The organism is Rhizobium sp. 01N447_2, assembly GCF_056399245.1.
Window position 1 is genome coordinate 1 of sequence record NZ_JBFTQY010000048.1, and the last position, 12,360, is coordinate 12,360.

Here is a 12,360-nt window from a genome sequence, read left to right on the forward strand (position 1 = left end):
GAAGCCAGCGTGCCGACGGTGATCTCGCCCGACATCACCTTGCCGCCGCCGATCCAGAGCACCAGGCCCATCGCCGCGAAGAAGGAGAAGGTCATGGCGCTGGTATTGGTGACGCGGATGCCGACGCGCTGATGTGCAAGCGCCAATGCGCTCTTCGACGCGGCCTCGAATTTCGAAATCTCGTGTTCGTGGGCGGCAAAAGCGCGCACGACGCGGATGCCGCCGAGATTCTCCTCCATGATGCGGGTCAGCACCGAAAGCCGCTCCTGCAGGTCGAGCCAGGTGGCACGTAGCCTGAGCTGCGTCACCGAGGAGCACCAGCCAACGAAGGGCACGAAGCTCAGCGCCAGAAGGCCGAGCAGGACATCGGTCGACAGCAGCATATAGGCGCCGATGCCGATCAGGATCGACAGCAGGATCATCCGGACGAGCGCTGTCGAGAAATACATGCGCACGCCTTCGAGATCGAGCAGGCCGACGGTGATCAGGTCGCCGGAATGCACGGTGTCGTGAAAGCTGAAAGAGAGACGCTGGATTTTCTCGTAGCAGGCCAGCCGCAGCTCGTAGCCGATGTGATGGCCGACGGCTTCGCTGTAATAGTTCTGCACCATGGTGAAGAGGCCGCGCAGCACACTGGCGCCGAGCAGCAATAGCGCCGTCGTCAAAAGCGCGTCCTGTGCCGCCTGGCCCGCCGCGCCGCCGCTCATCGCCATCTGCGTGTGGTCGACGGCCCGGCCGAGAAGGCGCGGGATCATCAGCTGGAAGGTGGAGGCAACAAGCGTGGCGCCGATCGCAAAGCCGGATTGCCAGGGGTGGCGGAAGGCCATCATGGTGATGCGCACCAATGTGAAGAGGCCTCGGCCCCAGCCTGCCGCAGTTGCAAGCGCCATCGAAGCCGAAGGCTTCGTCGCGCGTATTAACGCATCGCTGCTCACGGTATTTTTTCCAATAGATGTGTGGTCGGACGCTGGCCCGAAAAGACGGCAAATCCATGAAGGGATTGATAGCACCTTCACTTTTGCCGATTCCATTTGGGGGTTCAAGTAAAGAATTCACCAGTTGGTTATTTTTACGTGAGGTCTCCTCGCATCCGGGCTGGAACAATCTGTGCGCGACCGGGTTGCAGCAGGCGAATGCCAACCGCCGGAGAGACCCATGCCGCTCAAAGCTCTCGCCCTCAACGCCACGCTGAAGACCAGCGACGCCAAGGATGCGTCCTCGACCGACCGGATGATCGGTCTGATCGACAAGGCGATGTCTGCGCATGGCGTTGTGACCGAAGTGCTTCGCCTTGCCGATTTCAACGTCAAGCCGGGCGTCACCTCAGACGAAGGTGCCGGCGATGACTGGCCGGATATTCGCGCCAAGGTGCTGGATGCCGATATCCTGCTGATGGCGACGCCGATCTGGCTCGGCCAGCCATCCAGCGTCTGCAAGCGGGCGCTGGAGCGCATGGACGCCTTCCTCGAGGAGACCGACGAAGAGGGCCGTATGGTCTCCTATGGCAAGGTCGCGGCTGTTGCCGTCGTCGGCAATGAGGACGGCGCCCATCATGTGTCGGCCGAGCTCTTCCAGGCGCTGAACGACGTCGGCTTCACCATTCCGGCGAATGCGGTCGCCTACTGGGTCGGCGAGGCAATGGGTTCCACCAATTTCGTCGATCTCGACAAGGTGCCGAAGGTCGTGACGAAAGCCGTTGACATGCTGGCGCGCAACACGGCGCATCTGGCGAGCCTGCTGAAGGCAAAACAATATCCGGGAGAGGGTAGCTAGGGTCGCTGTTAACCGACGTTTTCAGCGATCAATTCGCAGTTCGGGTGCAAAACTCGGCCATACTTCCACGGGATACTTCAAAAATATGTTATATTTCAATAGCTTGAATTGATGGGGCAACAAAGCTCTTGCCACCTGCGCCATTTAGCGCTTTCATACACTACTAGTTTGATAGACTATGGACGGGCGTGATTGCTCCCCTCGTTCTCTTGCGGGGCTGCTGGTTCGGACCCCGGTGCCGCGGCAGATGTTGTGAATGGCCGCATGAACCTCATCAACGCGTGAACCGCTGTTTTATGCGTTGAAACCTCGATCGACCCAGGGTGCGGATGAAGCCGCAAAGGAGTTGCGATGACGGTTCAGGGACTTTTTTCCGCGAGAGCCAATGCGGCGGCGCAGATATCAGCCGTACCGCGCATTGCGATCGTCGGGCGGGGCTTTTCCGGCATGATGACGGCCATCGCGCTGATGAAGACGGTGCGCGCGCCCTTCCACCTGCAGCTGTTCGATCCGAATTCGTCGGTCAGCGGTGGGCAGGCGCTGGCCTCAGTCCGCTCCTCGACGATCCTCAACACCCGTGTGCGGGATCTTTCGGTCTCGGTCGGCGACAATGACGATTTCAACGACTGGCTCTGCAGCAACGCCGCCTTCCGCGCCGCCGTGCCGGCCGCCATTCCGGGATTCCGGCAGATCTTCGTGCCGAAGGAGATCTTCAGCGATTATGTCTATCAGCGCTTTTCGGAAGCGCTGGCCGCGCGCAGGGACATCACCGTCCAGGTCTGCAACGATCCGGTCGTGGCGATCCGCAGGAGCCACGGCAACCGCTTCCTGCTCGAAAGCGCCAATCCCGCCAATCCGCTGTTCGATACCGTGATCCTCGCCACCGGCTACGGCCTGACTGTGCCGGATGCGGGCGGTGAGGACGCTTCGCCGATCAGGGCCCAGCGCCTCGTCGCGCGGCCGCATGCAGTACTTCTTGGCAGCGGCATCCGCGTCGTCGACCAGCTGCTGCAGCTGCGCGATTCCGGTTACGCCGGCCAGGTGACGATTATTTCCCGGCGCGGCTTCCTGCCCCAGAGCCATACGCCGAATTCCGCCGATCCGGTCTTCCCGGCCGAAGCGCTGCCGCAGAGCCTGCCGGAGATCGTGCGCTTCATCCGTGAAGCCTGTCGCGAGGCGGAGGAGGCGGGGCGAAGCTGGCAATCGGTAATGAACGGCCTCAGAAAACATGCCCGCTCGCTCTGGCGCTCGCTGCCGGCCCGCGACAAGCATCAGTTCAACCGGCACCTCAGGGCCATCTACGACAGCCATCGCAACCGCCTGCCGGAAGCCATGCACCTGCGGCTGAAACGTGAGCTCGCCGAAGGCCGCACGGTGCTGCGCCGTGGCCGGGCCGGCCGCCGGGGCCTGAGCGGCCTGTTCTTCACGCCGGCCGGTTCCGCGGCCGAGGAGGTCATCCATGCCGAGCGCATCATCGATTGCCGCTGTCAGGCGCCGGATCTTTCAGCGCCGCTGATGCAAAGCCTGCTTTCCGCCGGCCTTGCCATGCAGGACGAGCTCTCGCTCGGCCTGGCGGTCAATGCGCGCGGCGAGCCCTTCCTCGAGGACGGTTCGACGGTCGCAGGGCTCTTTGCCGTCGGTCCCCTCGGCCTCGGCAGCCTGCCCGATATCGATCTTGTGCCGGAGATCGTCTCGCAGGCCTATGCCGCTGCCGAGCGTGTCGGCGAGCGGTTCTACCCGCAGGTCAAGGCCGTCTGAAATTCGGACTGCTTCGGAACTATCCACCCCCTGCTGCGTTATAAAGCGCTGGTGACTCCGAGGGGCCGATGGAAGTATTGAATCGACATGACAGGCCTCTTGACGAAGAGGGACGCTTTCGCCTTCTGGTCGATGCCATCACCGACTACGCCATCTATATGCTGAGCCCGGAAGGTATCATCACCAGCTGGAATACCGGCGCTCAGCGCTTCAAAGGTTACAGGCCTTCCGAAATTCTCGGCCAGCATTTTTCCCGTTTCTATTTGGAAGAGGACCGCGCCGCAGGAGTTCCGGCGCGTGCGCTCGCCACGGCTGAGAAGCACGGCCGGTTCGAGGGGGAAGGCTGGCGCCAGCGCAAGGATGGAACCTGCTTCTGGGCGCATGTGATCATCGATCCGATCCGCCGTCCTTCCGGCGAACTCATCGGCTATGCCAAGATCACCCGCGACCTGACCGAACGCCGGGCGGCCGAAAAGGCGATCCGCCAGAGCGAGGAACAGTTCCGCCGGCTGGTCCAGGGCGTCTCGGACTATGCGATCTACATGCTCGATCCCGACGGCAATGTCAGCAGTTGGAATTTCGGCGCCGAGCGTATCAAGGGCTATCGACCGCAAGAAATCATTGGTCGGCATTTCTCGACTTTCTATACCCCCGAGGACCGCGAAGCCGGCGTGCCGGAGACCGCGCTCCGGCTTGCCCGCGCCGAGGGTCGGTTCGAGCGGGAAGGCTGGCGCGTCCGCAAGGACGGCAGCCGTTTTTGGGCCAGCGTCGTCATCGACGTCATCCGCGACGACGAAGGCGATGTGCTCGGTTTTGCGAAGATCACCCGCGATATCACCGAGAAGATGGAGACCCAGCGGGCACTGGAACAGGCTCGAGAAGAGCTTTTCCAGTCGCAGAAGATGGAGGCAATCGGTCAATTGACCGGCGGTATTGCCCATGATTTCAACAATCTGCTGATGGCTGTCCTCGGCAGTCTCGAAATCCTGAAGAAACGCATGCCGCGGGATCTCTCTCTGACATCGCTGGTGGACAATGCCATGCAGGGCGCTCAGCGGGGTGCTGCGCTGACGCAGCGCATGCTTGCCTTTTCCCGCCGGCAGGAACTGCACATGGAGCCGATCGACGTCTCCGGCCTGGTGCGCGGCATGATGGATATGCTGAGCCGTTCGCTCGGCCCGCTCACCGTGATCGAGACCTCCTTCCCCGTCAGGCTGCCAACGATCCTGACCGATCCGAACCAGCTGGAGATGGCGATCTTGAACCTCGTCGTCAACGCCCGCGATGCCATGCCGTCCGGCGGCCGGATCGTGCTTCGCGCCTCCGAGGAATCGCTGCCGTCAGGCGAGGGTCCGCTGTCGCCCGGCCGCTATGTCCGTATCGCGGTGATCGACCAAGGCGAGGGCATGGATGCAAAGACGCTGGAACAGGCAATCACCCCATTCTTCACCACTAAGGGTGTCGGCAAGGGCACCGGCCTCGGTCTTTCCATGGTGCAGGGCCTTGCGTCCCAGTCCGGCGGCCGCCTCGTGATGAAGAGCMGCCTCGGCGAAGGTACGACGGCCGAATTATGGTTCCCGGTTGCAACGGTCGAACAGGGGACCGAGGCCGCTGCCGACCGTCCGCAACAGGAGGAAAATGCGTCGCGCCGGCTGCGCATCGTCGCCGTTGATGACGACGGTCTGGTCCTGATGAATACGACGCTGATGCTCGAAGATCTCGGCCATACCGTATTCGAGGCGATGGGGGGTCCCGAGGCGCTCGACATCCTGCGCAAGCAGCCGGTCGACCTGGTGATTTGCGACCATGCCATGCCGCGCATGACGGGCGCGCAGCTCGCCGAGGCGATCCGCAGCGAATGGCCCGACATGCCGATCATCCTCGCAACCGGCTACGCCGAGATCCCTGAAGGAGCCGGCATCGTCGACCTGCCTCGCCTCGGCAAACCCTTCTCGCAGGCGCAGCTCGCCGAGGCGATCAGCCGGATTGCTTCATAGGGGCGATCCGCTCCCTCTCGCCGCGAAGAATGAACACCAGCAATGCCAGCACCATCACCGCCAGCCCGTACCAGGTGATCGCGTAGACGAGATGGTTGTTGGGGAAGTCGATGATCGTGAGGCCGCCGACAGGCAGGCCGCCCCGATTGGCGGTGRCATCGGCGTCGATGAAATAGGGCGCAATTGAACCGACGCCGCGTTTTTCAGCGATCGCTGCGACATCGCGCGAATACCAGCGGTCGGCCGCGACGTCATTGGATTGCAGCAGCGATCCCTTCGGCTCCGTCATCCGCAGCAGCCCGGTGATCTCGACGGGGCCAGACAGTTCGCCCTCGCGGCGCGAGGCCGGGTCGCGCCTCTCGGTCGGCACGAAGCCGCGATTGATGAGGATTGATGTACCGTCGGCAAGCGTCAGCGGCGCCATCACCCAGTAACCCGGACCGAGCGCGGTTGCGGCATAGACCAGCGTTTCCTTGTCGTTCGCCAGCGTCCCCACTGCGGTCACCCGCCGATATTCGTCATCGGTGGCGTTGACCTTGGCCCAGTCGGCGCGTGCCGGAGCCGGCACGGGTGGCGCATGCACACGCTGGTCGACGCGGGCGATGAGATCGCGTTTCCAGTCCAGGCGCTCAACCTGCCAGGTGCCGAGGGCTGCGAGTGCTGCGGCAAGCAGTATCAGGCAGGCGGCGAAGATCGCGCGTTTGACCTGATAGTGCCGCCTTTGCGATTGTTCCGAGTAAGCCTTGCTCATGCCTGACCCGCTGTTGGCCTGACCCGCTGTTGGGCTGAACCGATATGGGCGGCGCTGCCGCCGCCCCTTCGTTCCAATCACGGCATGTTCTTCATCATCTCGGGGCTCATCGGCATCATGTTGGTGTTGAGATGATGCATGACCCAGAGCGACCCGGAGAGCGCGATGGCGACGATGATGAGGGTGAAGATCAGTGCCATGATCGTCCAGCCGCCCTCGCTCCTGGTATTCATATGCAGGAAGAAGACCATGTGGACGACGATCTGGATCGCGCCGAGGCCCATCACCAGCACCGCCGTCACCGCCGGGCTTTCGAAGACGCCTGACATGACCAGCCAGAAGGGAATGGCGGTGAGGATGACGGAGAGCGCAAAGCCCGTCATGTAGCTGCGGAACGTTCCATGGCCGGCCTGATGGCCGTGGCTGTGGCCGTGATGAGCCTCGTGGGCATCCTCATGTGCAGGTGCTTGCGAACTCATCCGAGAACTCCCAACAGGTAGACGAAGGAAAAGACGCCGATCCAGACGACGTCAAGGAAGTGCCAGAACATCGATAGGCACATCAGGCGGCGGCGGTTGGCCTCGATCAGGCCGTGCATCGACACCTGTACCATCAGCGTGATCAGCCAGATGATGCCGAAGGTGACGTGCAGCCCGTGGGTGCCGACCAGGGTGAAGAAGGAGGAGAGGAAGGCGCTGCGCGTCGGCCCGGCGCCCTCATGGATCAGGTGGATGAACTCGTAGAGTTCCAGCCCGATGAAAGCCGCGCCGAACAGGCCGGTCACAGCAAGCCAGAACAGCGTTTCCGCCTTTGCGTTCCGCTCCATCTGCAGCATCGCGAAGCCGTAGGTGATCGAGGAGAACAGCAGCATCGAGGTGTTGAGGGCAACGATCGGCAGATCGAAGAGATCGGCCGGCGACGGGCCGGCGGCATAGTTGCGGCCGAGCACACCGTGTGTTGCAAACAGCACCGCAAAGATCAGGCAGTCGCTCATCAGGTAGAGCCAGAAGCCGAGATTGGTGCTGTTTTCCGGATGATGGTCTTCCGTCAGGTAGAATTCAGGCTTTTCGGCCGTGTCGATAGTCTGATCGCTCATGGTCATCACACCTGCTCGGCAAGCAGCGCAGTTCGCTTGCCTTCCGTTTCGGTCACCTCTTCGGCGGGGATGTAGAAGTCGCGTCTGTAGTTGAAGGTATGGCCGATCGCCACAGCGAGCATGGCGACGAAGGAGACGACCACCAGCCACCACATGTACCAGATCAGGCCGAAGGCGAGTGCAACGCTGATAGCAGACAGGATCGCGCCGGTGCCGGTGTTCTTCGGCATGTGGATCGGCCGGAAGCCTTCCAGCGGACGCGCATAACCACGGCTCTTCATGTCGTACCAGCCGTCATGATCGTGCACGACGGGCGTCAGGGCGAAGTTGTATTCCGGCGGCGGCGAAGAGGTCGACCATTCCAGCGTGCGGCCGTCCCAGGGATCGCCGCTGTCGTCGCGCAATTCCTCGCGCTTCATGAAGCTGACGACGATCTGGATCAGGAAGGCGGCAATGCCAAGCGCGATCAGGCCGACGCCGAAAGCGGCGATGATGAACCAGATCTGTATCGACGGGTCCTCGAACTGGCTCATGCGGCGGGTGACGCCCATCAGGCCAAGCACATAGAGTGGYATGAAGGCGAACCAGAAGCCGATCTGCCAGAACCAGAAGCTCATCTTGCCCCAGAAGGGATCGAGCTTGAAGCCGAAGGCCTTCGGGAACCAGTAGTTCACGCCGGCGAACATGCCGAAGAGAACGCCGCCGATGATGACGTTGTGGAAGTGTGCGATCAGGAACAGCGAATTGTGCAGCACGAAGTCGGCCGGCGGCACGGCCAGCATGACACCCGTCATGCCGCCGATGACGAAGGTCACCATGAAGCCGACCGTCCACAGCATCGGCACCTCATAGCGGATGCGGCCGCGATACATGGTGAAGAGCCAGTTGAACATCTTCGCCCCCGTCGGGATCGAAATGATCATCGTGGTGATGCCGAAGAAGGAGTTGACGCTGGCGCCCGAGCCCATCGTGAAGAAGTGGTGCAGCCAGACGATGTAGGACAGGATCATGATCACGCAGGTCGCGTAGACCATCGAGGCGTAGCCGAAGAGGCGCTTGCCGGAGAAGGTGGCGACGACTTCCGAGAAGATGCCGAAGGCCGGCAGCACGAGGATGTAGACCTCCGGATGACCCCAGATCCAGATGAGGTTGATGTACATCATCGGATTGCCGCCGAGGTCGTTGGTGAAGAAGTTCGTGCCGGCGTAGCGGTCGAGCGACAGCAGCGCGAGCGTTGCCGTCAGGATCGGGAAGGAGGCAACGATCAGCACGTTGGTGCAGAGTGCCGTCCAGGTGAAGACCGGCATCTTCATGAAGGTCATGCCCGGAGCACGCATCTTGACGATGGTGGCGATCAGGTTGATGCCCGAAAGCGTCGTTCCCACACCGGCCACCTGCAGGCCCCAGATATAATAATCGACGCCGACGCCCGGACTGTAGGCTGCGCCCGACAGCGGCGGGTAGGCGAGCCAGCCGGTCTGGGCGAATTCGCCGATGAACAGCGACAGCATGATGATGATCGCGCCGGCGGTGGTCATCCAGAACGAGAAGTTGTTGAGGAAGGGGAAGGAGACGTCGCGGGCGCCGATCTGCAGCGGCACCACGAAGTTCATCAGACCGGTGACGAAAGGCATCGCCACGAAGAAGATCATGATGACGCCGTGGGCGGTGAAGACCTGGTCGTAATGGTGCGGCGGCAGATAGCCCTCCGAACCGTTGAAGGCGATCGCCTGCTGGACGCGCATCAGGATCGCGTCGGAGAAGCCGCGCAACAGCATGATGACGGCGAGGATCACATACATGATGCCGATCTTCTTGTGATCGACGCTGCAGATCCAGTCCCGCCAGAGCGGACCCCAGAACTTGAAATAGGTGATGATGCCGAGCACCGCGATGGCGCCGATGACGACGCCGATGAAGGTCACGACCAGGATCGGCTCGTGATAGGGGATGGCATCGAGGGTCAACCGGCCGAAGACGAACTTCAGGAGGTCAGGATTGGAAAACATGGAACAACCCGTTCATTATGTCTTGCGACGCAAAGCGCCAGGTTAATTGTTGTTGTTGAGCTGCGCCGGCGCCGGATCGGCGCCATTGCTCATGCCGGGCATGGAATGACCCTCATGCTGCATGTCCATTCCGGGCATGCCGGGCATGTCGTGCTGCATGCTGTTGCCGTCGGTCCGCTCGGCGGGCTCGCTTCGCGCCGGTGCCCCCGTCGCCGGCACGGTGGCGGCGGGCGCCACGATGCCTTCGTCGGCATGACGGTCGTCATATTGCAGCTTCTCGCGGTTCTCCGCACTTTCCTTGCCGCCGCCGCCCATCATGTCGATGTGCATCATCTCGTTCATACACATCTTGCCTGGCGTGGCGCACATGTTGAGGATGGCGTTGTAAAGGTCGGCATCGGCGCCGGCATAATAACGCACCGGTTCCTTCTCGCTCGGCTTCTCGAGCTTCAGATAGGCGTCGCGGTTGAGCATCGTGCCCTGCTGCTTGACCTGCGCCACCCAGGCGTCAAACCCGTCTTGGGTAAGGCCGTGGAACTTGAAGCGCATGTGGGAGAAGCCTGCGCCGCTGTAATTGGCGGAGAAGCCCTCATATTCGCCTTCCCGGTTGATGACGGCGTGCAGCTTCGTTTCCATGCCCGGCATGGCATAGATCTGGCCGGCAAGGGCAGGGATGTAGAAGGAGTTCATCACCGAGGAGGCGGTGATCTTGAAATTGATCGGCCTGTCCACAGGGGCAGCGAGTTCGTTGACGGTGGCAATGCCGAGCTCGGGATAGAAGAACAACCATTTCCAGTCGAGCGCCACGACCTCGACGTTCAGCGGCTTGGTATCGGCCGGAATGGCGCGCTGCGCATCGAGGCGATCGAGCGGGCGGTAGGGATCGAGCTTATGGGTGGAAATCCAGGTCACCGCGCCAAGCGCGATGATGATTGCCAGTGGTGCTGCCCAGATCACGATTTCGAGACGGGTCGAATGGTGCCATTCCGGCGCGTAGGTTGCCGCCGTATTGGAGCGGCGATAGCGCCAGGCGAAGAACAGCGTCAGGAAGATCACCGGTATGATGATCAACAGCATCAGCACCGTCGAGATGACGATGAGATCGCGCTGTTGCATGGCGATGTCGCCGGAGGGCGCCATGACCACCATGTTGCATCCTGCCAGGAAAAGCAGCGGCAAGACGGATAGAAGGCGGGAAAACTTCGCGAGTTTTGGCACGTCTCTAAGCTCTTGTTGTTTCGTTTGTTCGCGACTAACGCACTGGACCCGATAGCGACATGAGGTGTTTGGTCGCAGTGCAGCAATCATGCCGCACTGCGGCAAGAATCATGTTGCACTACAGCTTTGAAATCCTGATGAAATCAAGAAGGATTCTTCCGCCGGCGCATGTTTCCAATCAATATATCCGCCAGAACCGAGCAGGCCAGCATCCCATCGGAAAATCGCGCTCCGGATCACGCTGTTTTTTCCGCCCACGCCTCATTTTGAGCCGCCATGATGAACTATTTACGTCTTACGGACTTGATAAGCCTGCAGGTTTGATCAAGATCAGGCTGAGGCGCCTTGCCGAAAGCGCTTCAACGAGGGAGGCGTTTCATGGCTACAACATCGCATTACGGACCGTCATCGTCGTCGCTGGAACGCGACGCGCGGCGCATTCACGACGACAAGCCGGTTTCGCCGGGCAGCATCGCCATCGGCGTGGTGATCGGCCGCATGTCGGAATTCTTCGATTTCTTCGTCTACGGCCTCGCCTCGGTCCTGGTCTTTCCACAGCTGATCTTCCCCTTCGCGCCGGACAGGCTGACGGGAACGCTCTATTCCTTCGCGATCTTCTCGCTGGCCTTCCTGGCCCGCCCGGTCGGCTCCGTCGTCTTCATGACGATCGACCGGCTGTATGGCCGCGGCACCAAGCTGACGATTGCGCTCTTCCTGCTCGGTGGCTCCACGGCCTCGATCGCCTTCCTTCCGGGTTACGACGAGATCGGCGTCTGGTCGATCGCGTTGCTGGCGCTCTTCCGTCTCGGCCAGGGCTTTGCGCTCGGCGGCGCCTGGGACGGCCTTGCCTCGCTGCTTGCGCTCAATGCGCCGGCCAAGCACCGCGGCTGGTATGCGATGATCCCGCAGCTCGGCGCGCCGATCGGCTTTGCGCTGGCGAGTACCCTGTTCGGCTATTTCGTCGCCAATCTTTCCAGTGAGGATTTCCTCTCCTGGGGCTGGCGTTATCCCTTCTTCGTCGCCTTCGCGATCAATGTCGTGGCGCTGTTTGCGCGTTTGCGCCTGGTCATGACCAAGGAATTCGGCACGCTGCTGGAACAGCACGAGCTGGAAGCCGCCCCCATCCTAGACGTGCTGCGCGTTCATGGCCGTGACATCCTGATCGGCGCCTTCGTGCCGCTGGCAAGTTTTGCCATGTTCCACCTCGTCACCATTTTCCCGCTCGGCTGGATGAGCCTTTACGGCAACCAGCCGATCGGCGCCTTCATGGTGGTGCAGGTGATCGGCGCCGCGGTCGGCATCCTCACCATCATCGCGTCGGGCTTGATTGCCGACCGTATCGGCCGGCGCGCCCAGCTTGCCATCTGCGCCGTCATCATCGCTGTCTTCAGCTTTATCGGGCCGAGCCTGATCGCATCTGGCAACAGCGGCCATGACGCTTTCGTCATCATCGGCTTCGGCGTGCTCGGCCTTTCCTTCGGCCAGGCGACGGGCTCGATCTCGTCGCGCTTCGGTCGCGGTTACCGCTATACGGGTGCCGCCTTCACTTCGGACCTCGCCTGGCTGATCGGCGCGGGTTTTGCGCCGCTGGTGGCGCTCAGCCTTTCCAGCCGCTTCGGCCTGACCTTCGTCGGCTACTACCTGCTGTCCGGCGCCATCTGCACGCTTGCGGCCCTCGCCTTCAGCAGGGCGCTGGAACAGCGGGAATAGACGGACTTGAACGCACGGGCCTGCATGGGAAACCATGCAGGCTGTCGT

At 61.8% G+C, this 12,360-nt stretch carries 10 protein-coding genes; 4 read left to right on the plus strand and 6 right to left on the minus strand.

The genetic code is table 11. The features are described 5' to 3' along the window. On the minus strand, positions 1–1,043 hold a 1,043-nt coding region (locus tag AC1ECN_RS26080; protein ID WP_477954527.1), incomplete at its 3' end, for an ABC transporter transmembrane domain-containing protein. Positions 1,044–1,155: 112 nt separating this feature from the next. On the opposite strand from AC1ECN_RS26080, the gene AC1ECN_RS26085 reads away from it, so the two are divergent. From AC1ECN_RS26085 to AC1ECN_RS26095, 3 genes are all read left to right on the plus strand, one after another. Beyond that, positions 1,156–1,773: a flavodoxin family protein gene (locus tag AC1ECN_RS26085; protein ID WP_130693244.1), complete on the plus strand. Its 618-nt coding sequence runs from the start codon at positions 1,156–1,158 to the stop codon at positions 1,771–1,773. 351 nt (positions 1,774–2,124) lie between these two features. Beyond that, positions 2,125–3,531 carry an FAD/NAD(P)-binding protein gene (locus AC1ECN_RS26090; RefSeq protein ID WP_024321687.1) on the plus strand — a complete coding sequence of 469 codons (1,407 nt, stop codon included), beginning with the start codon at positions 2,125–2,127 and terminating at the stop codon, positions 3,529–3,531. Positions 3,532–3,599: 68 nt separating this feature from the next. Continuing rightward, positions 3,600–5,528, plus strand: a complete 1,929-nt coding sequence (locus tag AC1ECN_RS26095; RefSeq protein WP_477954529.1) for a hybrid sensor histidine kinase/response regulator — start codon at positions 3,600–3,602, stop codon at positions 5,526–5,528. Here AC1ECN_RS26095 and AC1ECN_RS26100 read toward each other — a convergent pair. From AC1ECN_RS26100 to cyoA, 5 genes are read right to left on the minus strand one after another with little or no spacing between them, the layout of a single operon-like run. Next, positions 5,509–6,360 carry an SURF1 family protein gene (locus tag AC1ECN_RS26100; protein ID WP_477954530.1) on the minus strand — a complete coding sequence of 284 codons (852 nt, stop codon included), beginning with the start codon at positions 6,358–6,360 and terminating at the stop codon, positions 5,509–5,511. The genes AC1ECN_RS26095 and AC1ECN_RS26100 overlap by 20 nt on opposite strands. After that, complete coding sequence (cyoD, locus tag AC1ECN_RS26105; protein WP_018482589.1) at positions 6,357–6,758, minus strand: cytochrome o ubiquinol oxidase subunit IV; 402 nt, start codon at positions 6,756–6,758, stop codon at positions 6,357–6,359. The genes AC1ECN_RS26100 and cyoD overlap by 4 nt, the downstream gene beginning before the upstream one ends. After that, entirely contained in the window at positions 6,755–7,375 is a 621-nt protein-coding gene (gene cyoC, locus AC1ECN_RS26110) for a cytochrome o ubiquinol oxidase subunit III (RefSeq protein WP_018246251.1), read from the minus strand. The genes cyoD and cyoC overlap by 4 nt, the downstream gene beginning before the upstream one ends. Before the next feature lie 5 nt (positions 7,376–7,380). After that, positions 7,381–9,384, minus strand: a complete 2,004-nt coding sequence (gene cyoB / locus AC1ECN_RS26115; protein WP_477954532.1) for a cytochrome o ubiquinol oxidase subunit I — start codon at positions 9,382–9,384, stop codon at positions 7,381–7,383. A 42-nt stretch (positions 9,385–9,426) separates the two neighbouring features. After that, on the minus strand, positions 9,427–10,602 hold the full coding sequence (gene cyoA / locus AC1ECN_RS26120) for a ubiquinol oxidase subunit II (RefSeq protein ID WP_130673862.1): 1,176 nt from the start codon (positions 10,600–10,602) through the stop codon (positions 9,427–9,429). Between the two features lie 378 nt (positions 10,603–10,980). Here cyoA and AC1ECN_RS26125 point away from each other — a divergent pair, with 378 nt between their 5' ends. Beyond that, positions 10,981–12,312 carry an MFS transporter gene (locus AC1ECN_RS26125; protein ID WP_018071543.1) on the plus strand — a complete coding sequence of 444 codons (1,332 nt, stop codon included), beginning with the start codon at positions 10,981–10,983 and terminating at the stop codon, positions 12,310–12,312. Positions 12,313–12,360: the final 48 nt, after the last annotated feature.